The organism is Nannocystis bainbridge, assembly GCF_028368995.1.
Taxonomy (GTDB): domain Bacteria; phylum Myxococcota_A; class Polyangia; order Nannocystales; family Nannocystaceae; genus Nannocystis; species Nannocystis bainbridge.
Genome location: NZ_JAQNDL010000002.1, coordinates 1,337,258 through 1,363,490, shown reverse-complemented (window position 1 = coordinate 1,363,490; position 26,233 = coordinate 1,337,258). Strand labels below are relative to the sequence as shown.

The 26,233-nt window shown below is 73.3% G+C and carries 16 protein-coding genes; 9 read left to right on the top strand and 7 right to left on the bottom strand.

Going from position 1 to position 26,233, the window contains the following annotated elements:
• Positions 1-10: 10 nt before the first annotated feature.
• The 4 genes from secD to POL25_RS22980 all read right to left on the bottom strand — a co-directional run bounded on the left by secD (position 11) and on the right by POL25_RS22980 (position 4,871).
• The gene (secD, locus tag POL25_RS22995; RefSeq protein ID WP_272088286.1) at positions 11-2,152 is read right to left on the bottom strand and encodes a protein translocase subunit SecD; all 2,142 of its coding nucleotides are present in this window, start codon (positions 2,150-2,152) and stop codon (positions 11-13) included.
• A 30-nt stretch (positions 2,153-2,182) separates the two neighbouring features.
• Positions 2,183-2,548, bottom strand: a complete 366-nt coding sequence (gene yajC / locus POL25_RS22990) for a preprotein translocase subunit YajC (protein WP_272088285.1) — start codon at positions 2,546-2,548, stop codon at positions 2,183-2,185.
• Between the two features lie 99 nt (positions 2,549-2,647).
• Complete coding sequence (gene tgt, locus POL25_RS22985) at positions 2,648-3,907, bottom strand: tRNA guanosine(34) transglycosylase Tgt (RefSeq protein ID WP_272088284.1); 1,260 nt, start codon at positions 3,905-3,907, stop codon at positions 2,648-2,650.
• A 43-nt stretch (positions 3,908-3,950) separates the two neighbouring features.
• Positions 3,951-4,871, bottom strand: coding sequence for a C-type lectin domain-containing protein (locus POL25_RS22980; protein ID WP_272088283.1), 921 nt, complete (start codon positions 4,869-4,871; stop codon positions 3,951-3,953).
• Between the two features lie 65 nt (positions 4,872-4,936).
• On the opposite strand from POL25_RS22980, the gene POL25_RS22975 reads away from it, so the two are divergent.
• Positions 4,937-5,938, top strand: a complete 1,002-nt coding sequence (locus POL25_RS22975; protein WP_272088282.1) for an NAD-dependent epimerase/dehydratase family protein — start codon at positions 4,937-4,939, stop codon at positions 5,936-5,938.
• 154 nt (positions 5,939-6,092) lie between these two features.
• Here the strand turns inward: POL25_RS22975 and glgP are convergent, their stop codons facing one another.
• Together glgP and POL25_RS22965 are read right to left on the bottom strand one after the other, a co-directional pair.
• Positions 6,093-7,781 (bottom strand): alpha-glucan family phosphorylase, encoded by a 1,689-nt coding sequence (gene glgP / locus POL25_RS22970; protein ID WP_272088281.1) that lies wholly within the window; start codon positions 7,779-7,781, stop codon positions 6,093-6,095.
• Between the two features lie 34 nt (positions 7,782-7,815).
• Positions 7,816-10,434: a glycoside hydrolase family 15 protein gene (locus POL25_RS22965; protein ID WP_272088280.1), complete on the bottom strand. Its 2,619-nt coding sequence runs from the start codon at positions 10,432-10,434 to the stop codon at positions 7,816-7,818.
• Positions 10,435-10,504: 70 nt separating this feature from the next.
• On the opposite strand from POL25_RS22965, the gene POL25_RS22960 reads away from it, so the two are divergent.
• The gene (locus POL25_RS22960; protein ID WP_272088279.1) at positions 10,505-12,880 is read left to right on the top strand and encodes an alpha-amylase family glycosyl hydrolase; all 2,376 of its coding nucleotides are present in this window, start codon (positions 10,505-10,507) and stop codon (positions 12,878-12,880) included.
• A 270-nt stretch (positions 12,881-13,150) separates the two neighbouring features.
• Here POL25_RS22960 and POL25_RS22955 read toward each other — a convergent pair whose 3' ends face one another.
• Complete coding sequence (locus POL25_RS22955; RefSeq protein WP_272088278.1) at positions 13,151-14,305, bottom strand: hypothetical protein; 1,155 nt, start codon at positions 14,303-14,305, stop codon at positions 13,151-13,153.
• A gap of 83 nt (positions 14,306-14,388) precedes the next feature.
• Between POL25_RS22955 and POL25_RS22950 the strand changes: the two genes are divergently transcribed.
• From POL25_RS22950 to POL25_RS22920, 7 genes are all read left to right on the top strand, one after another.
• On the top strand, positions 14,389-16,638 hold the full coding sequence (locus POL25_RS22950) for a hypothetical protein (RefSeq protein WP_272088277.1): 2,250 nt from the start codon (positions 14,389-14,391) through the stop codon (positions 16,636-16,638).
• Positions 16,639-16,706: 68 nt separating this feature from the next.
• Positions 16,707-17,459 (top strand): hypothetical protein, encoded by a 753-nt coding sequence (locus POL25_RS22945; protein WP_272088276.1) that lies wholly within the window; start codon positions 16,707-16,709, stop codon positions 17,457-17,459.
• Between the two features lie 228 nt (positions 17,460-17,687).
• The gene (locus tag POL25_RS22940) at positions 17,688-18,065 is read left to right on the top strand and encodes a hypothetical protein (RefSeq protein WP_272088275.1); all 378 of its coding nucleotides are present in this window, start codon (positions 17,688-17,690) and stop codon (positions 18,063-18,065) included.
• A gap of 24 nt (positions 18,066-18,089) precedes the next feature.
• Entirely contained in the window at positions 18,090-18,671 is a 582-nt protein-coding gene (locus POL25_RS22935) for a hypothetical protein (protein WP_272088274.1), read from the top strand.
• Positions 18,672-18,788: 117 nt separating this feature from the next.
• A complete protein-coding gene (locus tag POL25_RS22930; RefSeq protein WP_272088273.1) occupies positions 18,789-22,679 on the top strand; it encodes a hypothetical protein in 3,891 nt (1,296 codons plus the stop codon).
• Between the two features lie 335 nt (positions 22,680-23,014).
• The gene (locus POL25_RS22925) at positions 23,015-24,727 is read left to right on the top strand and encodes a lipoxygenase family protein (protein WP_272088272.1); all 1,713 of its coding nucleotides are present in this window, start codon (positions 23,015-23,017) and stop codon (positions 24,725-24,727) included.
• Between the two features lie 10 nt (positions 24,728-24,737).
• On the top strand, positions 24,738-26,081 hold the full coding sequence (locus POL25_RS22920) for a D-arabinono-1,4-lactone oxidase (protein WP_272088271.1): 1,344 nt from the start codon (positions 24,738-24,740) through the stop codon (positions 26,079-26,081).
• Positions 26,082-26,233 lie beyond the last annotated feature (152 nt).

Here is a 26,233-nt window from a genome sequence, read left to right as displayed (position 1 = left end):
GTGGTGTGCCTCAGATGGACACGCGGTCGAAGCCGCGGCGGTTAGCCTGGAAGTCGAAGAAGAGGCGCGTGCAGAACACGGCGGTGAAGATCGAGGTGGCGATGCCGATCAGCAGCGTGATGGCGAACCCGCGGATCGGGCCCGACCCGTACTGCCACAACACGACGCCGGCGATCGCCGTGGTCAGCTGCGAGTCGAGGATCGTGGTGAAGGCGCGGTCGTAGCCGGCCTCGATGGCGGCGCGGGCGGTGTAGCCCTCGCGCACGAGCTCACGGATGCGCTCGTAGACGATGACGTTGGCGTCGACCGCCATGCCGAGCGTGAGGACGATGCCGGCGATGCCGGGCAGGGTCAGCGTCGCCTGGAAGAACGCCATCGCCGCCAGGATCAGCAGCACGTTCAGCACCAGCGCGAACACGGCGATGAGGCCGGACAGCCGGTAGTAGATGGCCATGAAGGCGACGACGGCGCCGAGGCCGACGACGAAGGCCCAGAAGCCGCTCTCGACCGCTTCCTTGCCGAGGTCGGCGCCGACGCGGATCTCGAACTCCTTGACCAGGCGGGCCGGGAGGCTGCCCGACTTCAGCACCTTGACGAGGTCGTTGGCGGTGTCGCGCACGCTCTGTCCGGGCGTCTCGCCGACGGAGATGCGGACGTTGCCGCCGGGGATCCGGTCGTTGAAGACGGGGTCGGACATGACCGCGTCGTCGAGCATGATCGCCATGCGGCGGCCGATGTTGTCGCCCGACATCTGCTCGAAGCGGTCGGCGCCGAGACGGTCGAGCTTGAGGTCGACGCCCGGGAGGCCGGTCTGCGGGTCGGGGCTGACGTTGGCGGCCAGGATGCTCTCGCCGGTGACCTCGGCGCGGGCCTTGACGACGAAGGTGCGCCACACCCGGGTCGGCTCGCCGCGGATGACCACGGCGTCCGGCCCGTACGCGACCAGGTGCGACGCGGGCAAGCGCCACTCGGCCGGCAGCTGATTGAAGTAGTCCTCGAGCGTCTTGCGGTCCTTGGCGTAGAAGGCCCACACGTTCTCGACGTTGTGGCCCTTCGGGCTGCCGTAGTTGCCCATCTTGTTGACGCTGATGCCCATGCCGGCGTGGACCTGCCCGCCCTCGAGCAGCGCCTGGAAGTAGTTGCGCTGACCCGGGCCGAACGGCAGCTCGTCGTCGACCATGCGCATCTCGAGCACGGCCGCGCGCTCGACCACCTTGAGCAGGCGGCGGAAGTCGGACGAGCCCTCGAGGATGTTGTCGCGCGAGCGCTCGCTGAGCTTGACCTCGACGCTGTCGGGCGCGGCGGGCCGACCCGGATCGTCGGGCAGGATCTCGAGCTCGACGCCGGCGCCGAGCCGCGGGTCGATGACCGTCTGCTCGATCATCTTGCCGGCGAACACCTGGCCCAGGAAGCCGCGCGCGGCCTGGTCGGTCAGGGTGATGCGGAAGGCGCCCGGATCCTCGTCGCTGTCGGCGACGATGACCTGGTTGGCGCCGGCCTGCTGCAGCAGCGGCCGCAGCTGCTCCTGCACGTCGTGGCGGGCGGCCTTGATCTCGGTGGTGGTGTCCGAGAGGCCCGGCAGCTCGATCACGATCTGGCGGTTCTTCGGGTAGATGTTGGGCTCGGCGATGCCCATCGCGTCGATGCGGCGACGCACCGTCTCGAGCGCCTGCGCGACCGCGTGCGAGCGGTGCTCGCCGATCCGCGCGTCGGACATCTTGAGGTGGATGATGCCGGCGCCCTCGTCCTGGGTCTCGACGCGCTCCATGTCGGTCAGCGCCACGCCCATGACGTCGTCTTCGGCGGTGACGACCTGCGACGGGTCGGAGAACTTGATGTCGAGGCGATCGATGCCGATGCGCTCGATGTCGACGAGGACGCTCTTCTTCTCCTTGAAGCCGGCCTCGAGCTCGGCCGCGATCTGGTCGAGCTTGTTCTCGAGCGCCTCGTCGACGGCGACCGAGTACTCGAGGTGCAGGCCGCCCTGGAGGTCGAGGCCGAGCTTGAAGCGATTGTCGAAGGTGCTGGTGAGCCAGCCCGGCAGCTCCTTGTCGGTGCCGAGGATCTGGGCGATCGAGGGCACCACCATCATCACCGCGGTGGTGACGAGCAGGAGCAGCAGCAGGGCTTTGGTCTTGAGGAACTTACGCATCGGTCCGCCTCGCTAGTTGCCGCAAATTCCTCACTTGGTGGCCGCTGCGGCCGCCTCGGGCTTGGTCGCCGCGTCGGGGTCGAAGCGGTCCGCGATCTCGGCGCGCACGACCTTGAGCTTGACCCGCTCGGCGACCTCGACCATAGCGATCGGCCCGTCGATGCTGCTGATCCGGCCGATGATGCCGCCCGTCAGCCGCACGGTGTCGCCCGCGGCGAGCTTGTCCAGCCGCGCCTTGCGGTCCTTCTCTTGCTTGCCCATCGGGCGGATCAAGATGAAGTAAATCGCCGCGAACATCAGGATCGGGACGATGAACCCGCTGAGCGGGTTGGAGGCGGCGGGGGCCTGGGCGAGGATGGTGGCGAGCATGGCGATGGTCCGGACGGGAGTATCCACGGGGGCGCCTGCGTTCTGACGCCGCTGCGGGCGGCCGACGCGTGCAAAAACGCAGGCCGGTCACCGGTCGCAGGGGGGTACCAAAGAACCCCGGGCCTGTCACGCCGGTTCCGGCGCCGGGGCGGCCGCGGAGGCGAGCCCGCCCTCGTCCCCCTCGGGCTCCGCGCCGCCTGCGTAAGCATTCGAGATGACGGACGAAAACTCGCTGCGCAGGGCCTCGAAGCGGCCCGAGCGCAGGGCGCGCCGGAGGGCGCCGACCCATTGTTGATAGAAGTACAGGTTGTGGATCGTCGCCAGGCGGCCGAACAGCGGCTCGTTCTGCTCGTGGAGGTGGCGCAGGTAGGCCCGGCTGTAGCGGGTGCAGCACCGGCAGCGGCAGGCGGCGTCGACCGGCGCGTCATCGTCGCGGAAGCGCGACTGGCGGATGTTCAGCCGGCCCGCGAAGGTGAAAAGCTGGCCGTTGCGGGCGTGGCGGGTCGGCATGACGCAGTCGAACATGTCGATACCCGAGCTGACCGCGGCCAGCAGGTCGTGCGGGGTGCCGATGCCCATCACGTAGCGCGGGCGGTCCTGCGGCATCTCCGGGCCGATCGCGGCCATGGTGGCGTGCATCTCGGGGATCGGCTCGCCGACGCTGAGGCCGCCGAGCGCGAGGCCGTCGAACGGCAAGTCCTTCAGGGCCGCCAGGTGCTCGCGGCGCAGGCCCACGTCCGTCCCGCCCTGGACGATGGCGAAGCACAGCTGTCCTGGCTGCAGGATCTCCCCGCGCCGGCGCGCCGCCTCCTCTGCCCAGCGGGTGCTGCGCTCGACCGCCGCGCGGATCAGCGCGGGCTCGGCGTCGGCCGGCGGACAGTGATCGAGGATCATGCAGATGTCGGAGCCGAGCGCCGCCTGGGTCCCGAGCACGCTCTCGGGGGTCATGCGGTGGCGCGAGCCGTCGAAGTGGGTCTGATAGGAGACCCCGGCGTCGTCGATCTTCTGCAGGCCGCGCAGGCTGAACACCTGGAAGCCGCCGCTGTCGGTGAGGATCGGTCGATCCCACGCCATCATGCGGTGCAGGCCGCCGAGCGCGGCCACGCGGGCGGCGCCGGGGCGATGGCCGAGGTGGTACGAATTGCCGAGGATGATCTGCGCCCCGACCTCGCGCAGGTCGTCGGTGTCGAGGCCCTTGACCGCGCCGTAGGTGCCGACCGGCATAAAGCACGGCGTGTCGATCGGGCCGTGCGCCGTCCACAGCCGCCCTGCCCGCGCCGGCGAGCCCGGCGCCTGGGCCAGGACCTCGAAGGTGCCGGGCGGGCGCGGCTGCAGGCCGGATGTCTCACAGGACAGGTCGAGGCGCGGATCGGCCCGGGTCGTCATCGTCGGCAAGGAATGCCACACCGGGATCGCCGCCGCAACGGGCTCACGGCGGGGGTGCCGCGCGGCAGGCGTAGCCGACCCCCGCGGCGAAGCAGGCGCGGTCGTTCCAGCCGCCCTCGAGGTACAGCATGTGGCCGCAGTTCTCGCGCGGACAGGCCTCGTCGAGCGCGTCGACCGGCTCGCACAGCGCGTCGCAGGGCGCCGAGTCGGGCTGTCCCATCGACCAGGCGGCGTAGTCGAGCGGGCTGCCGTCGCTCCACTCCCACTGGGCCGGATCGGCCGTGCAGCTGGCCCAGTGCGGGTCGGCGCGGCGCAGGCCGATCCAGAACGTGCCCATCGGATCGACGCCCTCGTACAGCGCCTGCGCCTGGGTGCGCGCCCACGCGTGGTCGGCCTCGCTGTGGATGCTGAGCAGCTCGACGGTCCAGCCGAGCTCCGTGCAGGCCTCGCGCGCCGCGACCCAGTCGATCGCGTCGTCCTTGCAGAACCAGTGCGGCGCCCCGTCGCGCTCGGCCAGCGCGCAGCCGTTGCAGTTCGCGTTGACCGGCGAGAACTCGTCGACGATCTCGTCGCAGTCGTCGTCCTCGCCGTCGCACACCTCGAGCGACCCGGGGAACCGCTCGGGATCCCCGTCGTCGCAGTCGCCGCGCTCCGCCGCGGTCCCGGGCGGCTGGTCGCACGCGACCTGGGCCGGCTCGACGCCCCAGTCGTCGCCGTCCTGATCGAGGTACCACTTGCCCGGCGGCGCCGTGGTCGGGCAGCCCTTCGAGCTGCTGTCGGCGTCGTCGTGCACGTCCTCGGTCGTCAGCCCTGTCGTGCCGGTGGTGCCCTCGCCCGGCCCCTCGCCCTCGCTGCTCGCGCCGCCGCTCAGCGCCGGCGGGACGTCGACGAAGCAGGCCGCGAGCGTCGGCGTGACGGCGAGGAGGAGCGTCCGCGTGACGCGGCCGTGGCGGGGGGACCACATGCGACCCAGACTACCACGGCGCGTGGGGCTTCACGTCACAGGGCGATTGCGGTTTCATCGCAAGCATGTCCGCCGCCCCCGTGCTCGTGACCGGCGCCGCCGGCTTCATCGGTCATCACGTCGTCCGCCTGCTGGTCGAGCAAGGGCGCCCCGTGCGGGCGGTGCTGCGCCCGGGCGAAGATCCGCGCAACCTCGCCGGCATCGACCCCGCGCGGGTCGAGCGCGTCGAGGCCGACGTCCTCGACCGCGATCGCATGCGCACGCTGGTCCGCGGCTGCGACGTCGTCTACCACCTGGCCGCCGTCTACCGTACCTGGGTACCTGACCCAAAGGTCATCTACGACGTCAACGTCACCGGCACCGCCAACGTGCTGGCCGCGGCGGCCGAGGCCGGGGTGCGCAAGGTCGTCTACACCAGCTCGATCGCCGCCGTCGGCGTGCGCGAGGACGGGGTGCCCTCGGACGAGGCGACCCCGTTCAACCTGTGGGCCGGCAGCTTCGACTACGTGCGCTCGAAGTACCTCGGCCAGCAGGTCGCGCTGGCGTTCGCGCCGCTGGTCGACGTCACCGTCGTCGGCCCCGGCATGCCGCTCGGCCCCGGCGACGTCGGCCCGACCCCGACCGGCAAGACCCTGGTCGACGCGCTCAGCGGACGGATCCGCGTGTGCTTCGCCGGCGGCCTCAACATCGTCGACGTCGAGGACGTCGCGCGCGGCCACCTGCTCGCCGAAGAACGCGGCCGCCGCGGCGAATGCTACCTGCTGACCGGCCACAACCTCGACATCTTCGCCCTGGTGGCCGAGATGCGGCGCGTGCTCGGCATGCGCCACAAGATGTTCTCCACCCCGGTCGCCATGGCCCGCGCGGCCGGCTGGGCGCTCGAGCAATTGGCCGACCGCGTCACCGGCAAGGAGCCGCTGATCACCGCCGGCTCGGTCGCCTACGCCAGCCAGGCGCTGCACTTCGACAACCGCAAGGCCCGCGAGGAGCTCGGCTTCACCGTCCGCCCGCTCGACGAGACCCTGCGCCGCGCGGCCGAGTGGTTCGCGGCCAACGGCTATCTCTGAGGCCATGTCCGCCAGGGCATGTCCTGAAGCGCATGCTCTTGACGACATGTCCTGAGAGCCATGCACGCGCCACGCCTCTCAGGCTATTGTCCATGTCCGACATGTCCTACGGAACATGCCCCAAAGTTTATGTACGAGAACCCCGTGACCCGGCCTACCAGCGCGGCGCGTAGGCCCGCTCGAGGTACTCGCCGACCATCCGGTGCGCGTTGAAGTAGCTGGCCGCGAGGGCGATGCTGGCCCGCATGCGCTCGGCCCACCGCTCGGGCGCGCCGAGGTACAGCGGCAGGACCTCCTCGTCGAGCACGCGGTACAGCTGGGCCGCGTCGGCGTCGTCGCTCGGGTGGCCGGGCGCCAGCACCCAGCCGGTCTGGCCCTCGATGTAGCCCTCGCACCACCAGCCGTCGCGCACGCTGAGGTTGGGCACGCCGTTGTGGGCGGCCTTCATGCCGCTGGTGCCCGAGGCCTCGAGCGGGGCCATCGGCGTGTTCAGCCACAGGTCGACGCCGGCGGTCACGAGCCCGCCGAGGCGCATGTCGTAGCCGGGCAAGAACGCGATCCGCACCGACGGCAGCACGACCTCCTGCTGGCGGAACACGGCCTCGATCATGCGCTTGCCCTCGAGGTCGCGCGGGTGGGCCTTGCCGGCGAACACGATCTGCAGCGCGCCCCAGCGGCTGGCGATCTCGCGCAGGCGCCGGACGTCGCGCAAGATCAGCAGCATGCGCTTGTAAGCGGTGGCGCGACGGGCGAAGCCGAGAGTGAACCGCTCCTCGCCGAAGTTGTGGTCGCCGTGGCGGTTGATCTCGTCGACGAGCGCGCGCTTGGCCTCGCGGTGGGCGGCGACGATGGCGTCGGTCGGGATCTTCTGGGCCTGCCGCAGGGCGTGGGCGTGCCGCCGCCACTCGGGGATCCAGCGGTCGAACACGGCGCGCATGGCAGGGGCGGTCCAGGTGGCCGAGTGGACGCCGTTGGTGATGGCGTGGATCGGCCGCCCGGGGAACATGCCGGCCGAGACCTCGGCGTGGCGATGCGACACGCCGTTGACGAACCCGCTGAGCTCGATGCCCAGCGCGCTCATGTTGATCTCGGCGCTGTGCGGGGTCGGCAGGCGGGCGTACAGGTCGACCAGCTCGCGCCCGAGCACCGCGGTCGCCAGCGCCCTGGGGAAGCGATCGTGGCCGGCCGGGATCGGGGTGTGGGTGGTGAACACGCAGCGCTCGCGCACCGCCGCGATCGCGGCCGCGAGGTCGGCGTCTTCACCTGTCCCGGAGGACATCTCGATCGCCAGCAGCTCGAGCGCGAGCAGCGACGAGTGGCCCTCGTTGAGGTGGTAGCGGGTCGGCTTCAGCTCGAGCGCGGCCAGCAGGCGCCGCCCGCCGAGCCCGAGCACCGCCTCCTGCTGCAGCCGATAGCGCTCCTCGCCGCCGTACAGGTGATCGGTGATCCGGCGGTCCTCCTCGCCGTTGCCGTCGATGTCGGTGTCGAGCATGTAGACCGGGACCCGCCCGCCGCCGGCGCCGGCGATCCAGGTCTGCCACGCCCCCACCCTCACCTCGCGGCCCTCGATGCTGACGGTGACCTGCGTCGACACCCGCTCGAGGTGATGCTCGGGCAGCCACTGGACGTCGCGCTCCTGCTGGTGGCCCTGCGCGTCGAGGACCTGGCGGAAGTAACCCTTGCGGTACAGCAAGGTCACCCCGACCAGCGCCAGGCCAGTGTCGGCCGCCGCCCGCAAATGGTCGCCGGCGAGCACCCCGAGCCCGCCCGCGTACGTCGGGAGCTCGCTCGACAGGGCGATCTCCATCGAGAAGTAGGCGACGAGCAGGGGCGGCGCGGTCATCCACGCCGATGTTGGGACGCCGCGCGCCGCTGGGTCAAGCGCGCCGACGCCGACGCCGAACCACGAGCCCGAGCAGCAGCAGCGCCGCCGGCGCTCCAGGTCCGCCCGACGTGCATCCGCAGCCATCCTCGCTGGTCCCACCCGTGAGCCCCGCGGTCGCCGAGCCCGCGCTCGACACGCTCGTCGTCGCGGTCTCGCCCTCGCTCGTCGTGCCCGTCGAATTGGTGCCGGTGGTCGGCGCCGCGGTCGTCGGGTCGGGCGCGCCGGTGGTCGTCGTCTCGCCGGTGTCGGTGCCGGTGCTCGTGGTCGGATCGACGTCCTCCTCGACGAAGTAGGCGCCGCAGGCCGGGTCGGCGAACGCCCCCGCGCGGTGGGCCAGCGCCAGCGCGTAAGCCCCGGCGCCGAAGCCGAGCATCGGCGAGTTGAACTTGTACACGCCGGTCTTCTCGTCGAACGTCTCCGCGGTCATGTAGTAGTTGGTGGCCGCCTGCTCGCGCACCCACTCGTTCAGCGCGTCGGCCCGCGCCGCCTCGCCGGCCTTGCGCAGCGCCACCGAGCCGCGCAGGTCGGTGATGACCCACTCGGCGCTGTCGTAGTCGCTGCCCCACGGAGTCGCGTCCTCCATCATCGCGTGGTCCCAGCGGTCGTCGTTGCGCGACCACCCGACCCCGGCGTCGACGCGCAGGTGCTCGTCGAGCCCGGCGAAGGTCGCCTGCGCGATCGGGCCCTGCGGATCGAACAGGCCCATGGCGATCGCGTCCCACACCGCCGCGTCGAAGTAACCCTCGCCGGTCGCCAGCTCCTCGACGCTGCCAGCCAGCGCCCCGTCGCCGTCGGTGGCGCGCGCGGCGATGGCGGCGCGGATCGATTCACCTGTCTTCTTGTACATGTCCGCACGGACAGCGTCGCCGCGGCGCTCGGCGATGGCGGCCGCGTCGCACAGCCCGCGCGCGGCGGTGATGCTGGTGTACGTGAACCGCCGCTGGCGCCCGAGCCAGTGCGTCTCCCAGATCGACGAGTCGGGCCGGATCATCCCGGTCTCGGGGTCGACCAGCGCGACCAGGACGTCGGCGACCTCGGTCGCGACCTGCTCCCAGCGCGCGTCGGCCAGCGAGGTGTCGCCGCTCAGCACCTCGTAGGCCCGCAGCGCCCACAGGAACAGGCCGAAGCCGTCGAACTCGAGGTTGGGCCCGAACGCGTTGAAGTCGGTCTCCTCGACCCCGAACCCGAAGTAGCGCACCAGGCTGATCTGGTACGGCGGCATGCTGTACGGCTGCAGCTCGGTCCACTGCTGGAACCGCCCGGCCTCGGCGTCGAGGTAGTAGGCGAGCGACGCCCGCGCGTGCTCCTTCATCCCCAGCGCCGCCATCGCCGTGGTCGCGTAGGCGCCGTCGCGGATCCACGCGTAGGTCCACTCGCCCGGCGGCAGGCTGGCCAGCACCGCCCCCCGGCCGCGGTGCTTGATCCACGCCGGTAGCATCGCGGGCTCGTCGTCGAGCCCGGGGAAGCGGGTGCGCCGCGGCTCGCCGTCCTGGCTCAGCCACTCGCGCGCGAACGACCTGTCCTCGAGGACCTGTCCCATGTGCAACATCGCTACTGCCTGGCGCAGCATGGGCACCTCGGCCGCGGCCAGCCCGTCCGGCAGCTTCGACTGCTGCTGGTGGAGGTCGGCCCACACCGCGCGCTCGCGGGCCAGCAGCAGCTGCGGGCCGACGCCGTCGATCCACGCGTCGAGGGTCGTCTCGGCCTCCGCGCCGGCGAACGGATCGCCGCGGTGGATCGCCGCGATCCCGATCCACGCCTCGGCGCCCGGCGCCAGCGCGCCGACGTTCCACTGGAACGCCGAGGTCGCGTTGTCGACCGCGTTGGCCGGCGCCATGTTGTCGGGCAGATCGGCCAGCCCCTGATCGACCAGCGCGAACAGATCGACGCCCGGCCCGACCCCGCGGTGCACGATCGGCGCCAGCGCTCGCGTCACGATCGTGCCGGCGAACCCGCGCTCGCGGAAGCGGGCCTCGGCGCCGCCGACGAACTCGAGCGTCTCGCCGTTGTTGCCGATGTCTTCGTGCACGTCCCACGGCCGGTTCGGGCGCCCGGACCCGAGGTGGAAGTTGTGCAGCGAGAACGCCTGCACCCCCTGCAGCGGCTGCGCCCCGGTGTTCTTGAGCCGCAGCAGCAGCACCATCCCGGCCGCCTCGAGGCCCTGCGGCGCGAACGCGAAGGTCGTTGCCTCGAGCGCCCCGAGCGGCTGCACCATCTTCACGATGCCGGTGCCGACCTCCTCGCTGTCGCTCCACGCGTAGTAACCGCTGGCGTCCTCGTCGACCGGCACCGACGGCAGCCACAGCTGCTCGCCCTCGGCGCGAACGCCGAAGTACGCGTCGTACAAGACATCGCGCGTGTGCACCGTCGCGAATTGTTCGCCGTCCCAGATGTCCTGACCTTGCTCGTCGATCTTCGGCTCCTCGGCCGCGAACACGTGCTCGCGCAGCTCGGTCGCCTTGCCGGCCTTGAGGTCGACCAGGAGCGCGCCCCAGCCGTTGCTGCTGGGCAGCGCGAAGCGGGTCCGTTGCGGCTCGGCGGCGGTCGCCGGCGCGGCGAGCGAGGTCGACGTCAGCGCGGCCAGTAGGGCGACGGAGGAAGCTCGGATCATGACCCGCCCACCCTACCGCGCGGGCGTGGACGCTGTCTCGTCGGGCCGCGTGTTGCTATCGTCGGCCCGCATGGTGCGTCCGCCGATCCGCCTCGTCCCCGTCCTCCTGCTCCTCGGCGCCTGCCCGGCCCCCACGCCCGGCGACACCGACGCCACCACCAGCGGCGGACTGACGAACAACCCGAGCAGCTTCCCGGGCACCGACGCAGCCTCCACCGCTCAGCCCGATCCGACCACCGGCACCACCACCGGCACCACCGGCGAGCCGACCACCACCGACGACCCGACCGGCGATCCGGCCTTCGTATGTCCGGCGAGCTTCGCCTTCGATCCCCCGTCCGGCGGCGACTCCCCGCGCGTGGCCGGCGAGTGGCACGGCTTCGACCTGGCCTCTGCGACATGGCTCGAAGGACCTGACCCAAATGGCATGTATCGAGGGACAGTCGATCTCCCGCCTGGCCTGCACGGCTACAAGGTCGTCTACGACCAGGGCGGCGCCGATCAGTGGGTCCTCGATCCCGGCCAGGGCCGGCGCAAGTACGTCGGTGGGACCGAGAACTCCGCGATCCTCGTGCCCGACTGCCGGCGTCCGAGCGTCGAGGTCGCCGCCTCTGCGGCCGAGCGGCCCGGCCCGGGCGCTGGCGTCTACGGCGCCACCCTGCGCTACGTCGACGGCCTCGCGGGCGCCGGCCCCGCGGTCCGCGAGTTCACCGCGACCCTGCGCACCGGCGGCGATGCCCGCCCGCTGACGGACGAAGAGTTCGTCGTCGATCCTGCCACCGGCGACCTCACCATCGCCGTGGCCGATCTTCCTGACGGCAAGCACCGGATCACCGTCACCGTCGCCGCTGCCGACGGTCACGTCAGCGAGCCGATCCTCCTCCCGTTCTGGATCGAGGCCGAGGCGTTCCGCTGGGACGACGCGCTCGTCTACATGGTCCTCACCGATCGCTTCCGCGACGGCGAGCCCGGCGACAGTCCTGGCCCGACACCGATGGCCGACGTGCGCGGCGACTGGGACGGCGGCGACCTCGAGGGCCTGCGCGCCGCGATCGCCGACGGCACCCTCGACGAACTCGGCGTGCGGGCGATCTGGCTGACCCCGTTTCAGACCAACCCCGAAGACGCCTTCAAGGCCGCCGACGGCGTCCACTGGGTCACCGGCTACCACGGCTACTGGCCGATCCGGGCCCGCGAGGTCGATCCGCGGCTCGGCGGCGCTGCGGCGCTGGCGGCCATGATCGACGAGGCCCACCGCCACGGCATCCGCGTCCTCCAGGACTACGTCATCAACCACGTCCACGCCGAGCACGAGTACATGCAGTCGCACCCCGAGTGGTTCCGCACCGGCTGCGTGTGCGGCACCTCGGGCTGCGACTGGACCGAGAAGGCGCTCGAGTGCATGTTCGCCGACTACCTGCCGGACATCGACCACAGCGTCACCGAGGCCAACGATCAGTTCGTCGCCGACGCCGCCTGGTGGCTCGACGAGTTCGACCTCGACGGTCTGCGCGTCGACGCCGTCAAGCACGTCGAGGAGTCCGCGACCCGCAACCTCGCCGCCGCCGTGCGCGAGGGCTTCGAGCGCGCCGGCACCAAGTACTTCCTCATGGGCGAGACGGCGATGGGCTGGAACGACTGCCCCGATCCGTGCAACGACGACAACTACGGCACGATCGCCCGCTACATCGGCCCGTTCGGGCTCGACGGCCAGTTCGACTTCGTCCTCTACCACGGCGTCAGCTACCGGACCTTCGCGTGGGGCGACAGCGGCATGCTGCACGCCGACTACTGGGTCCGTCACGGCCTCGACAAGTGGCCCGCCGGCGCCGTCATGACCCCGTACATCGGCAGCCACGACACCCCGCGCTTCGTCAGCCACGCCGACTACCGCGGCCAGGACGGCCACGACAAGGGCGTGCCGGGCAACCAGTGGGACAACGTCGCCGAGGCGCCGGGCGACCCGGAGCCGTACCGCCGCACGCGCCTGGCCCTGACCTGGCTGTTCGGCCTGCCCGGCGCGCCCCTCCTCTATTACGGCGACGAGTACGGCCAGTGGGGCGGCGCCGACCCCAACAACCGCCGCATGTGGCGCCCCGAGGCCGAGCTGTCGGCCGACGAGCTGGCGACGCTGCAGCACACGCGCAAGCTCGGCAGCGCCCGCCAGCAGATCGCGCCGCTGCGCCGCGGCGCCTACGTGCCGCTGTTCGCCGACGAGGACACCCTGGTGTTCGGCCGCAAGATCGCCGACGGCGACGCCGCGATCGTGGCGCTCACCCGCGCCGGGGCGCCGCAGATGGTGACGGTCGACGCCGGCCCGGCTCTGGGGTTCGCCGCGGCGACCGAGCTGACCGACGCGCTGGCCGGCGGCAAGGCGTCGGTCACCGCTCTCGGCAAGCTCAGCTTCACCATCCCGGCCGGCGGCTCGCTGGTGTTCGCGCCCTGACCTCGAGGGCATGCCCAATCGGTCATGTCCCGAAGAGCATGCCCGAACGAGCATGTCCTGAAGCACATGTCGCGGACACCCGGCGCGCGGGGCTGTTCAGCGACCCGACCCCAGCGACTCGGCGCGGGCCGTCAGCCGCGCGGGGTCGTCGGGCGCTTCGGCCAGCATCGCCAGGACATCTCGCGCGAGCCCGCGGATCCGCCGCGGATGCCCGCACCCGCGAGCCCAGGCCCGCGACGCCGGGCGCCACGCCGCGCCTCCGCGTGCGCCTCATCCCCCGCAGCCCTCGCGCAGCGCCGTTTGCACCTTCGACCACGGCCGGCGCTGCGCCTCCGCGCGGGCCTCGTCGGCCCGGCCGAGGGCGCACAGCGCACGCACGCGGACGACCGCGCGGAGCTCGACCATCTGGCTGTTCGGGTAGTCGCGCGCGTGTTGGTCGGCGTACGCCAGCGCCTGCCCCGGCGAGCCCTTCAGCGCCTTTTGGGCCGCCCCGAGCATCTCGAGCTCGACGATCACGTTGCCGGGGTCGTTGGCCGCCGCCTCCGCGTCGCGCTGGGCCTGCGTCTGCTTCGCCGCGGCGCTCGGCGCCCGCCCGCCCTTCTTGCGCACCACCACCGGGCGCTTCGAACCTGCGCCTTTGGCCATGTCCTTTGGTTCACCCACGACCGGCGGCGCCGCGATCGCCGGCGCCGGCGTCGGCACCGCCGTCTCGTGCAGCGGCGGTCGCTCGCTCGCCGCCGCCTCGACCGACGCCAGCGACGGCTCGGGCGCGGGCACCGGCGCGCGCGGGCGCAGGGCCACCAGCACCGCGATCGCCAGGATCGCCACCGCGACCGCCGCCGCCCGCGGGATCCCCGGCTCGCCTGTCTCTTCGGACATGCCCAGAAGTTCAGCCAGCGCCGACGCCCGCCAGCCCGGCGGCGCGCGGTCGACCACCACCGACTCGGCCAGCACCGACGCCGGACCGCCCGCGGCCGCGACCGCGGGATCGGCCGCGAACGCCCGCCGCAGGCCGACGATGAGCGCCTGACCCGCGGCCGGCGGGGCCCCGATCGCCTGCGCCAGCTGGATCGCGTCGAAGCCCCCCAGCTCGGCCAGCGCGAACACGGCCCGCTCGTCGGCGGTGCGGCGGCCGAGGAACCCCAGCAGCGCCGCCTCCCCGGTCGCGCGCGGCTCCGGCGGCACGTCGGACGGTCGCGCCCGCCCCAGCGCGCGCACGAGCGTCGCCCAGCCGGTCGCGCTGTCCTCCGGGACAGCCGCCGCCGCGCTGCGGAAGCAGCCCGCCACCGCCGCGTCGCGCTCGTGATCGTCGATCCCGAGCCAGCGCGCCGCGGTGCGCAGCCGCTCCGCGTGGCGGTCGTGCAGCCGCCGCAGCGCGTCGGTCGGGCCCGCGGGGGCGCGACCTGCTTCCGGGTGCGGCGCCATGGTCCGCGCGATCCTACCCGACTGCCCGCGGCGCGGGGCGCTGGCTTGTGCGGCGGGCCCGTGCCACAGTGCTCGGAGCCTCCGTGCCCGCTCGGCTTCGGTTCGTCCCGCTCCTCTTCGCCGCGGCCCTCGGCTGCGGGCTCCACCTTCATCGTCCGCGCGACGCGGCCTCGGCCGAGGGGGCCGACGGCGAGCTCAAGGCTGCGCGCCTGGTCGACGGCTTCACCGAGGAGCTGGGCCAGTCGCAGGCGATGCTGAAGGACGAGGTCGCTGCGGCCCAGGCCTGGGCCGAGGTCGGCCGCGACCGCGATCTCCTCGACGTCCTCGGCGCCCGGGGCGAGGCCGACCCGGAGGTCCAGGTCCTCTACTTCACGCGCTGCCGCGCGCGCTTCAAGGGTGACGGCTGGACCACCCTCTGCAGCAAGATCTCGACCCGCCTGCACGCCCTCGTCGGCCACGCCTTTCCGCTCGGCGATGCGCCCGCGCCGGTCGTCGGCAAGGGCAAGCCGCCGCCCGTCCCTGGCCCCGATCCGGGCGCCGACCTCCTGCGCGAGCTGCGGACCCTGCAGCGCCACTGGCGGGGCCCCGACAGCGGCGAGAGTCGCCTGGCCCGCGCCGTCAACGAGCACCAGATGGCCGCGCGCGCCCTCAAGCTCGGCGACGCCGACGCGGCCGGCCCCGGCTGCCCCGCGTTCCTGCGGCCCGACGCCTCACCTGTCCTTCAGGCCAGCGTCGACCGTCAGCGCCGGCTGTGCATGGACCGCCGTGACAACCTCGCGGCCCTGCGCGAGCGGGTGGTCTGCAGCGGCCCCACCTGCGGCCCGAGCGAGCTCGGATCGCAGCTCGATCAGCTGCTCGCGGTCCACGACGCGCTGCAACAGCACCACACCGAGCTGTCGCGCCGCCTGTCCGCCTACGCCGCCGCCAAGCAGCCCTGCAGCGCGCTCGAACAGCCGAGCAAGGGCAAGGCGCTGACCCCGACCCCGCGCCCCGCGACCCGGACCCAGCCCGCGACGGACCAGCCCGGCACGCCGCCGTCCTCGCCCGCGCCGGCCACCCCCGCAGCGTCCACGCCCGAGCCCGCGAGCCAGCCGCGCCCCGCCTCGACCGCCGCGCGCTCGCCCGCGAGTCTCTCCGCACCTGTCACTGCGGCCATGTCCTCGGGTACAGGTCCTTTCGAGCCTGTCGCGGCGGCCATGTCCTCGGGTACAGGTCCTTTCGAGCCTGTCGCGGCGGTCATGTCCTCGGGTACAGGTCCCTTCGCACCTGCCCGATTGGACCTGTCTATCCAGACAGCCCCTCCCGTGTTCCTCGGCGCCGGCCTGAGCGCCCCCCTCCGCCCCGCGCTCGCCCCAGCCCCCGCAGCCCCCGTCGCGGCCCCCCCGGAGGGCGATCCGACCGCCTCCACCCCCACGCCGAGCGCCGCCCCGAGCCCCGCCGGCACCGCCGTCCCGGGCCTCACCCCCGCCACCACCAAGCCCGCGCCGACCGCCGCGCCGGTCTTCACCCCCACCGGCCGCGAGGTCTGCGACGAGACCGTCTTGCAGGATCGGTTCGCCGACCTCGCCCAGGTCCCGGTCCCCGCGATCCTCACCGCCTACGATCTGCGGCCGCTGGCCGAGCTCGGGCGCTGGTATCAGCTCGCCGAGCAGCTCGCCGCCGTCGACGCGCTGATCGCCGCGCGTCAGCTCGAGGCCAGCCGCAAGGCCGCCGCCGACCCCGATCCCGCCGCCGCCAAGGCGCTGGCCGGCGCCCCGCGGTTCGCCCGCGTCGTCCACACCACCATCGCCGGCATCGACCGCCTGCAGCAGGCCGTCGACACCCTCGAGCTCGCGGTGCTGGCGCTGATCCGCGAGACCTTGCGGGTCGAGCACGACGCCCTCGTCGCCGCCGTCGGCCACGGCGAGCGTCGCCTGCGGCTCGCGCGGGCCAAGCTGGTCGCCCAGCTCGACGAGGCCGTCCTGCTGATGGAGGCCCAGGCCAGCCTCGGCAAGCTCGAGCGCGCCGGCTGCTCCGCCCAGGCGCTCATGTCGGCCTACGAGGCCGGCAAGTGCCGCGACGAGCTCACCAGGGCGCTGGTCGCCTTCGGCAACGCCTGGACCCTCGGGCGCGCCGACCAGAAGCGGGCCGACGCGCTCGACCTCGGCGTGCGCCACGACGCCAGCATCGTGCGTTCGCGCGCCGCCATGGCCCTGCGCCAGGTCTACCTGGCCGCCGGCGTCACCGAGCTCGTCAAGTTCACGAAGGGCGGCATGGCCCCCGAGGCCCTGGCCCAGCTCATCGTCTCCACCGTCGGCTTCGGCGTGCTCACCGGCGCCGTGCTCGCCCCGTGATCGCCATGTCCCTTCGCACATGGATCTTCAGACATGTCCCCGGCGCCATGTCGCCTGGCCTGACCGCCATGTCCCTTCGCACATGGGCTTTTGCGCCTGTCCTGTTCGCCCTGTCCCTCGCGCCAGGCTGCGCCGCGCGTGAGATGCGGGCCCAGGCCGCGGTGCTGGCCGAGGCCGGCGGGCGGCTCGAGCGGGAGACCGCCGAGTTCGCGGCCGCGCGCGCCGCCGTGGCCCAGCTGCGCCAGCGCAACCTGGTCGTGCGCCAGCAGCAGATCGCCGAGCAGGGCCAGTTCAACGCCCGCACGATCCACTTCTGGAAGATCGCCAGCGACCCCGAGCGCACCCGCCAGCTCGCGCTCTACGACGCCCTGGTGGCCGCCAGCACCGCCGCCGCCGCCGTGCAGGATCGCTCGTACGAGTGGGAAGAGTCGGTGCTCGCGCGCACCCACGCGCTCACCATCGATCGCGCCGCGCTGCAGCGCTTCGTCCAGCAGCTGCTCGTGCTCGCCAGCCCGCCGCGCTTCCTCGAGGGCGCGCGGTTTTACGTCGAGTACGGCGTCATCGTCGGCCAGCAGGTCGACGCCGGGCTCGAACAGGTGCGCGCCACCGTCGGCGCGGCCACGGCCAGCGCGGGCGGCGGCGGCAGCAGCGGCAGCAGCGGCAGCGGGAACGGCGTCACGGGTCCGGGCGGCCTCGCCGATCCCGGCGCGGGCGAGCCGGGCGAGCCGACCCCGCCCACGCGCGTGCCCGACGACCGGCGCCCGAACCCGTCTCACCGCGATCCGAGCAACCCTGCCGAGCCGGCCCCCGCCCCGCCGTGACGTCGCCGCACCCGCGTCGCCTCCGCGCCTCGTGAACCCCAAGTCGCGCGCGCGTCGCGATCGCGCCGCACGGCCCACCTGGCGCCGCCCTGGCGAGTTGCGTAGTGTTTCGGGGTGGCGGACAGACGGCAGCGCAAGCGGCCCGCGCGGCCGGCCCGTCCCGGCGGACGCACCGCCGCGGCGCGGCCCGCCGAGCCTGTTCCCGGCCCTCTCGCCCCCGAACCCGGCATGAGCAACAAACACGAACTCCTCGAAGACCTGTCGCAGGCGCTCGCGCGGCTGACCGAGGCCAGCGAGCGCATGCGTCAGCGGCTCGACCAGGTCGATCCGTACGAACAGCCCTCCCGCTGGAGCGCCATCAACGACCAGATCCGCGGCCTCGACGAGCGCATCAGCGTCCTGCGCGACGAGCATCAGCGCGTCAGCCTCGTCGTCGTCGAGCTGCTGCCGCTGTCGCGCCCCGAGCTCGAAGACCTGCGCCGCGCGATCTCTGGCCTCTCGACCCTCGTGCGCGCCGTGGGCACCTCCGCCGCCGTCGCCGAGGCCGCGGGCAAGCTCGCCGTGGTCGCCAGCGACCTGGTCAAGAAGTCCTTGCCCAAGGGCTAGGTCGCCCGCGCGGTCCGGCCGGCGATGTCGTCTCCGTCCTCGCCCGAGCCCGTCACGCGCCGCCCCGGCGCTCTGGCTCGCGTGCCCGCGGCGCTCGAGTTCACCGTCACCGCCGACCCGGCCGACGTCGAGCGTCAATTCCTCGCCGCGCCGGAGGTCGCCCGTCTGCAGGCCCACACCGGCCACGGCGAGGACCCCGGCTTCGCGCTCGAGCGCAGCCCGCACGGCTTCTACCTCACCGCCGATCCTGGCGCCTGGCGGCCCGGCACGCGGGCCATCTGCGAGGTCGTCGTCGGCCCGCGAGACGGCGGCGCCCACGTCGTCGTCCGCTTCCGCCTCCACCCGCTCACGCGCACCGCCTTCGCGTTCATCATCGCCCTCGGCCTGGCGATGGCTGGCTTTCAGCTCGCGATCGCGGGACCTGTCGTCGCCGCCACCTTGTTGGTCCCGTTTCTCATCGTCGTCGGCCTCCTCGCCGCCGATCGCAGCAGCCTGCGTCGACAGCAGCGGGCGCTGCGAATGCTCGTCGAGGCCACCCTGACGCCGATCGCCGTCCCTCACGAACGGGCTCCTGCGGCCCCTTTCCGCCGCGTCACGAGCGATTGAGCGCGCTCGCCGCGGCCCCGCTTCGACGTATTCCGAGTGTATCGATCCGCGGGGCTTAGCCTGCCGATCGCCCGCCTCACCTGCCCAACCTCTGCCAGATCCGATACACCCGAGGGCATGGCAGGCCTCGACGATCAGGTCCCCGGGTATCGCCGACCGCATGACGGTCCGCGTGCCGCCGCCGCGACCGACGTCCCGCGCGAGGCCCTCGGCCGGATCAACCTCCCGCTCGTCGGGCCCCTCGACCTCGAGCTCGCGCTGGCCGCTCCGCTGCGCCTCGCGCTCGACGCCGAGGCCCTCGAGCTCGACCCTGGCAGCGCCCTGCTCGCCCGCCTGCCCGACCTGCCCACCGTCGAGCTGCGGCGGACCCGGCTCGACCTGGTCTTCGGGACAGTCACCGCCGAGGCCGACGCCATCGGCCCGTTCCTGTTCGCTGCCGCTGGCGTCGCCATGCGCATCGCCCTCCGCCGCGGCCTCGGCTGGCAGCCCGGCCGCAGCCTCCTCGACCACCTGGCGCAGAACCTGCCTGCCGACCCGAGCACCGGCGCTCGCCGGGTGTTCCACGGCCCCGCCGGCGCCGCCGTCTGGCTGCCTCCTGACGCCCGCCTCGTCGCCGAGTTGCGCGGCGATCGGGCCGAGGTCGCCCTCAGCCGGCCCGCCCTGGTGCGGGTCCTCGGCCTCGCCCTGCCGATCCTCGCCGTGCGCCTGCTGTTCGGCCAGGCCCGCCTCGAGATCGACCCGGGCCCGACCGGCCCCGCGCGCCGGGCCCTGGTCCGCTTCGTCGCCTGGGTCGCCTCTCGCTGGCTGCGCGCCCGCCTGCCCGCGGCCATGACCATCCCCGGCTACGACCTGTTCGCCGACGAGCAGCGCCGCGTCCGCGTCGAGGACCTCGTGCGCCGGCTCCGCGGCCAGAAGCGCCCGCGCCGCGGCAAGCAGCGCGATGCCGCGGGCGCGCCTGTCTCTTCCGACATGCCCGTGGGCGCAGGTCTCGAAGGACATGCTCCTTCCGACATGCCCGTCGGCACAGGTCCCAACGGACATGCCCCGACGGACATGTCCGCGACGCCAGCCGCGCCCGTCGGCCTGCGCGCGCGCCTGGCCGACATCATCCCGGGCCAGCTGCACGCCGGCCAGCCGCCGTCCGGCGCCCGCGTGCTGGCCCGCATCCCGCTCGGCGCCCGCGGCGAGCTGGCGCTGCTCGGCGACCGCGAGCTGCTGCTCACCCGCGCCGCCGGCGGGTTCCGCTTCGAGGCCCCCGGCGGCCTCGCCGTGCACGCCGACGAGCTGCCGGAGCTGGCCGAGCTGCGCCTGGTCCGGGCCGTCCTCGTCGGCGCCCCGTCGGCCGTCGCCGGCGTCGAGCCGCGGGTCCGCCTGGAGATCCAGACCGACCCGCCGCTCGGTCCGCTGATGCGCGCGCTGCTCCGCCGGGTCGTCGACGCCCGCGTGCTGCCGCGCCTGTCGCCCGCCCTGCTGGGCCGCCTCGGCCTCTTCGACGAGCGCGACGCCGAGGAGCTGCAGATCCTCGACCAGCCGTTCAATCCGCGCACCGGCGTGCGCCTGACCACCGACCCTGACGGCGAGGTCCACGTCCGCCACGGCGAAGGCGCGCTGGTCGTCGAGGCCCCCGCCGGCCTGCGCCTGCGCTTCCGCGGCCTGTCCGTCCTGCCCGACATCGACCTCCACCGGATCGAGTACCGCTGGCACGACGGCAGCGTCGTCACCGAGGCCAGCCCCGCGCTCGGCGAGTTCGGCGACCTCGCCCTCGCCCAGCTGATCCGGGTCCGCGCCGCACCTGTCCTTCCGGACATCCTCGGCGTGCGCCGCGACGGCGGCCCCCAGCAGGGCCTCGAAGCGCTGCCCTCGGCCCTGCTCGCCAGCACCCGCGTCCCGGTGGTCGGCCCGCTCGACGTCCGCTTCGACCCCGACGACACCCTCGCCGTCCGCCTCGCGCCCGCGGAGCTCGGCTTCACCAGCGCGCGCGGGCTCGCCGTCGTCGCCCCCGAGCTGGGCCTGGTCCTGCGGCTGGCCGCGCTCGACCACGACATCGCAACCACCAGCCTGCGCGCCGCCAGCGAGCCGCCGCTCGGCGACTACCTGTCGCAGCTGGTGGCCCGCTGCGTCGAGCAGTTCGGGCTGACCCGCCTGCGCCCGCACCTCCCGCTGGCGCCGCCGCAGCTGCCCGAAGAGACGTGGCTCCTGGCGCAGGTCCCAAGGGACAGCTCGAAGCGGGTCCGCGTCCGCCTCGAGCTGCCGCCCGGCGCCGGCCTGCGGCTCGAGCGGCGCCCGGACGCGCTCGAGCTGCGCGCCGAGGCCCCGCTGCAGCTCGTCGCCGAGGGCACCGACCTGCTGGCCGACGTCGCCCTCGAAGGCCTGCGCTACCGGCCCGGCGCCGCCGCGATCGAGCTGGTGAGCCAGCCGCCCAGCGGGCCGCTGGTGCACGAGATCCTGCGCCGGCTGTTCGCCCGCTTCGTCCCCGACAAGCGGCTCGCCGACATCCTCGATCGCCTCGCCCTGCCGGCCGCCGCCCCGATCCCGCCGCCGCTGCCGGCCGCGCCCGGCGTGGTCGTGTGGGAGCAGACCGTCGGCGCGCTCGGGGCCGTGCGCGTCAGCGCCGACGCGGCCCGCACCGTCGACCTCTCGCTCGGCCGCGGCGGCGCCCACATCGCCTTCGGCAAGGGCGCCACGGTGCGGATCCTCGGCCTCGGCCTGACGCTCACCGTGCGCACCATCGACCTCACCTTCCTGCCGTGGACGCTGGTGATCGACGCCTCGCCGCCGGCCGGCGAGCTGTCGCAGCAGCTGCTCAGCCACGCCATGCGGACCCTGTTCGCCGCGTTCATGCGCCACTTCTGGCCCAGCGATCGCTCGCCGCGGGCCGGCCACGACACCCTCCTGGCGCTCGGCGCCGACAAGCCGTGGGGTCCGCTCAAGATCTGCGTCGCCCGCGGCGGCTCGATCGACCTCCACCTCGACAAGGACGGCGTGTCGCTGCGCTCGGCCGCCGGCCTGTTCGTCACCGACGGCTCGCTCGACTGGCTGCCCGACTTCTACCTCCACGACCTCAGCCTGCGGGCCGGCGACGCCGCCGTGAAGCTGGCGATCAGCGGCATCGCCGAGGAGCACTACCACGAGGCCGCCGCGGTCAGCCCCGTCACCGAGGCCGTGCTCTCGCACCTCTACAAGGTCCTCGCCGCCCCGCGCCTGCCGCCCGTCTGGGCCCAGCGGCTCGGCCTGCCGCGCCCGCCGATGCCGCCGGCCCCGCCCGAGGACGCGACGCGCATCGCCGTGTTCGCGGCCCGCCTGCCCGGCGATCACGGCGAGTTCGCGCTGCTGATGGACCCGGCCGACAGCGTCACCCTGACCGCCAACGAGGTCGAGGTCACCCTCGAGAGCGAGCGCGGCCTCTCGGCGCGCATGCCCGGCCTGCGCCTGGCGATCCAGCTCCGCGGCGCCCGCTATCACCTGCAGTCGGGCGAGGTCCAGGTCGGCGGCCTCGGCCAGCTCGAGAACGCTCTGGTGGAGGCCATCATCCGCCGCCAGATCGGCGACGTCGGCGATCCGAGCGCCTCCGGCGTGCGCGGCCTGCTCGACCGCTTCCCCGTCGACGACCGCGGCCGGCTCGTGCTGTTCCACCACCACCTCGTCGACATCTTGCTGCTCCCCGGCACCCGCGTGCGCCTGCGCCTCGACGACGGCGGCCTGCGGATCGGCGCCGATCCGGCGCTCCTGGTCGACGGCCCGGCGCGCCTCAACTTCCTGATCTGCGGCCTGCACTACAATTTCGGCGACGCCCGCTTCTCGATCGACTTCGAGGGCGACACCGTCGTCGCCGACATGTTCGAGAAGATCATCGACGCCCGCGCCGAGAAGAAGCTCAACGACACGCTGCTGCCGCTGCTTCCGGCCGCCATGCGCACCCCCGGCTACCGCCTCAGCACCGACCCCCAGGTCCGCGGCAACATCGCCGCCCTGCTGCGCTCGTTCACCCGCCGCCACCGCACCGCGTGACATGTCCCCGGGGTCATGTCCGATGTGCCCTGTCGCTCGCGCCATGTCCCTGGAGACATGTCCATGAGGTCATCTCGTAGCTCGCGCGGCGCACCGCAGGACATGACTCAAGAGACAGCCTCTTCGAAACCTGTCCTCGAGGTCATGGTTCTGCAGCGACCCGTTCGTCCGTGACCTCGCCCGGGGGCGGGGAGACGCGCTTGAAAGGCCTCGACTGTCCCCGTCGGCGACCGCCGTTCGCGGAGCGCCCGCCGTCGGTCGTTCGCCTCAGAGGCTGTCTCTCGGGACAGGTGCCTCCCGCCCCCGCGTAGACCGGCGTGCTACGGTCGAGCTCGATGAAGCCCGTCCCGTCGCCCTCGTTGCCGCAGCACGAGCCCGACCCGACCGCGCGACGCCGGGCGCTCCGGCTCGCGCGCGAGCGCTACACCTACGCGCGGCGCGAAGACAACCCGCTGGCGCCGATCGCCGTCGCCGGCGAGTTCCCGCTGCGCGAGCTCTACGGCCCGCGCTGGGCCCTGCCGTACCTGCCGCACCTGCTGCGCTCCGTCGCCGGGGCCCAGGGCAAGAAGCTGTGGCACCGCCTGCGCGGCGTGCTCGGCGACGTCGACAAGCTCGCGGCCTTCCGCGACCTGTTCGACGACCGGCTCGGCCTGCGCGCCCCGCCGGCCGTCACCGACCACCAGCGCGACGGCCTGTTCGCTCGCAACCGCATCGACGGCCCCAACCCCCTGCTGCTGGCGCGCGTGCAGGACCTCGACGACCTGCGCGCGCGCCTCCCTCTCGGCGACGACGCCCTCGCGCGCGCGCTCGGCCCCGGCGCGACGCTGGCCGGCGAGCACGCCGCCGGCAACCTGTTCGTCGCCGACTTCGAGCTGCTCGCGCGGAGCCTCGCGCCCAACGGCGTCGGCGGTCGCGACTCGCGCTGGCGCGGCAAGTACCTGCCGGCCCCGATCGCCCTGTTCTGCCAGCGGCCCGGCCACGACCCGCAGTGCGACCTGGTGCCCGTGGCGATCCGCGTCGATCAGCCGGGCGCCGCCGATCCCAACCCGGTCTACCTGCGCGACGGCAGCCCGCGCTGGGACCTGGCCAAGACCTACGTCGAGATCGCCGAGTTCAACCTGCAGGCGATGTCGAGCCACATCTATCGCCACCACTTCGTCGCCGAGCCGTTCGCCGTCAGCTCGCAGCGGCAGCTCGCGCCGTCGCACCCGATCCACGTGCTGCTGCAGCCGCACACCCGCCACACCATCGCCGTCAACCGGTTCGCCTTCAACCTGCTCAAGACCCCGGGCAGCGTGTTCGACGTCCTCTACGCCGGCGCGCTGCCCGAGACCCGCAACATCATGCGCCGCAGCCACGAGCGCTGGTCGGTGCGCGACCAGGAGCTCGAGACCGACCTCGCCGCGCGCGGCGTCGGCGAAGGCCCGCGCGAGTACCCGTGGCGCGACGACGCCCGCCTGTGGACCCCCGTGCTGCGCCGCTTCGTCGCCGGCTACGTCGACCTCTACTACCCGAGCGACGCGGCCGTGCGCGCCGACGCCGAGCTGCAGGCCTTCGCCGACGAGCTGCAGGCCGACGACGGCGGGCGCCTGCGCGGCGTGTTGCCGGCCTCGGGCCTGGACGACCGCGCCGCCCTCGTCGACCTGCTGGCGCAGTTCCTGTTCATCGCCGGCCCCGGTCACGCCGCCGTGCACTTCCCCCAGACCGATCACTTCACCTACGTCCCCGCCTTCCCCGGCGCCGCCTACCGGCCCCCGCCGCGCGAGGACGAGGTCGTCGACGCCGCCCGGATCGCCGCCACCTTGCCGCCGCTCGACATCGGCGCCGAGCAATTCCAAAACAACCAGATCGCGTTCTATCGCTTCGATCGCTTCGGCGACTACGGCCCCTACGCGCTCGGCCAGGTCGCCGCGGCGCGGCCGCTGATCGCCCGCCTTCACACGGACCTCGCGGCCGTCGAGCAGCAGATCGAGCAGCGCAACCGCGCCCGTCCGCGACCCTATCCGTACCTGCTGCCGCGGCTGGTGCCGAACAGCATCAACATCTGACGAGCCGACCTTGGACCGGATCCCGCACTACCAGTGGCGCAACTGGAACGACAACCTGGCGTGCACCGCCGACCTCTACCGCCCCGGCGATCTTCACGAGCTGCGTGAGGCGGTGCGCTGCGCCGGCCGCTCGGGCCGGATCCGCGCTGTCGGCAATTCGTGCTCGTGGAGCCCGCTGGTGCCCACGCGCGGCAGCCTCGTCGATCTCGGCCGGCTCCGCCGCGTGCACGAGACCCGCTTCGACGGCGCCCCCGCGATCCGCGTCGAGGCCGGCGCGACCGTGCGCGACCTGGTCCGCTTCACCCAGGCCCGCGGCCTCACCCTGATCACGCCGACCATCTTCCAGGACATCTCCGTCGGCGGCGCGATCGCGGTGGCCGCCCACGGCACCGGCCTCCACACCTCGACCATGTCCGACGAGGTCGTCGCCCTGACCCTCGTCGACGCGCGCGGCGAAGTCCATCACCTGAGCGCCGCCGACGGCTCGCTGTTCGACGCCGCCCGCTGCTCGCTCGGCGCGCTCGGCGTCGTCCACGACGTCACCATGCGCTGCTGGCCCGAGTTCCACCTCCACGTCGAGGACCGCCGGATCGGCGTCGACGACGTGCTCGGCGGCCTGCCCGACCTGCTCGCCACCTACGAATTCGTCGAGCTCTACTGGTTCCCCTTCACCGACACCCTGTGGTGCAAGCTGATGCGCCGCACCGACGAGCCCGACCGCGGGGCCACCGTCGCCGACCGCCTCAAGTTCGCCTTCACCTACGCCTGCACCTACGCCGGGTGCAACGGCGTGCTGCCGCTGCTGGGCCGCGTCGCCCCCGAGCTCACGCCCGCGTTCATGCAGCTCGCCCCGCACCTGTCGATGACCTCCGGCAGCGCCGTCGCCCCGGCCTCGCGCGCCTTCCACTACCAGCGGGCCTACCCGCGCTGCTGGGACATGTCGTACGGCGTCCCGCTGGCCGACGCCGAGCAGGCCTGGCGGCGCACGATCGGCCTCATCGACCGCCTCGCCCGCGCCGCCAGCTTCCCCGTCAACATGGTGGTGCACGCCCGCTTCATCGGCCCCAGCGCGGCCCTGCTGGCCCCCGCGCACGGCCGGGCCATCTGCGACATCGAGGTCGTCACCACCCGCTCGGCCCGCGACGCCGACGCCTTCTACGCGCAGTGGAGCGCCGAGATGCTGGCCATCCCCGGCGCCCGCCCGCACTGGGGCAAGTACCTGCTGCACCCGCGCGCGGTCCGTGAGCGCTACTCGGAGATGGACACCTTCCTGGCCCACCGCGCCGCCCTCGATCCGGGCGGCGTGTTCCTCAACGACTGGCTCGAGGACGCCGTGTTTCAGCTGAACGCTTGAGCATGTTCGTCGGGACATGCTCTTCGCGACATGCGCGAAGGGACATGCCCCTTACGGCATGCCCCATGCGACAGGTTCGAACTTCGCCACTCCTCGGGCCGCGTCCGCTCGCTCGCCGACAGCTCCCGCCGCACCTCGCCCCCGGCGAGCGC

Excerpts from the sequence above, each read along its gene's own strand:
- secD (WP_272088286.1), bottom strand. The coding sequence starts at position 2,152 with ATGCGTAAGTTCCTCAAGACCAAAGCCCTGCTGCTGCTCCTGCTCGTC.
- POL25_RS22980 (WP_272088283.1), bottom strand. The coding sequence starts at position 4,871 with ATGTGGTCCCCCCGCCACGGCCGCGTCACGCGGACGCTCCTCCTCGCC.
- POL25_RS22955 (WP_272088278.1), bottom strand. The coding sequence starts at position 14,305 with ATGGCGCCGCACCCGGAAGCAGGTCGCGCCCCCGCGGGCCCGACCGAC.
- POL25_RS22935 (WP_272088274.1), top strand. The coding sequence starts at position 18,090 with ATGTCGTCTCCGTCCTCGCCCGAGCCCGTCACGCGCCGCCCCGGCGCT.
- tgt (WP_272088284.1), bottom strand. The coding sequence starts at position 3,907 with ATGACGACCCGGGCCGATCCGCGCCTCGACCTGTCCTGTGAGACATCC.
- POL25_RS22960 (WP_272088279.1), top strand. The coding sequence starts at position 10,505 with ATGGTGCGTCCGCCGATCCGCCTCGTCCCCGTCCTCCTGCTCCTCGGC.
- POL25_RS22975 (WP_272088282.1), top strand. The coding sequence starts at position 4,937 with ATGTCCGCCGCCCCCGTGCTCGTGACCGGCGCCGCCGGCTTCATCGGT.
- POL25_RS22945 (WP_272088276.1), top strand. The coding sequence starts at position 16,707 with ATGTCCCTTCGCACATGGGCTTTTGCGCCTGTCCTGTTCGCCCTGTCC.
- POL25_RS22930 (WP_272088273.1), top strand. The coding sequence starts at position 18,789 with ATGGCAGGCCTCGACGATCAGGTCCCCGGGTATCGCCGACCGCATGAC.
- POL25_RS22965 (WP_272088280.1), bottom strand. The coding sequence starts at position 10,434 with ATGATCCGAGCTTCCTCCGTCGCCCTACTGGCCGCGCTGACGTCGACC.
- POL25_RS22940 (WP_272088275.1), top strand. The coding sequence starts at position 17,688 with ATGAGCAACAAACACGAACTCCTCGAAGACCTGTCGCAGGCGCTCGCG.
- POL25_RS22925 (WP_272088272.1), top strand. The coding sequence starts at position 23,015 with ATGAAGCCCGTCCCGTCGCCCTCGTTGCCGCAGCACGAGCCCGACCCG.
- glgP (WP_272088281.1), bottom strand. The coding sequence starts at position 7,781 with ATGACCGCGCCGCCCCTGCTCGTCGCCTACTTCTCGATGGAGATCGCC.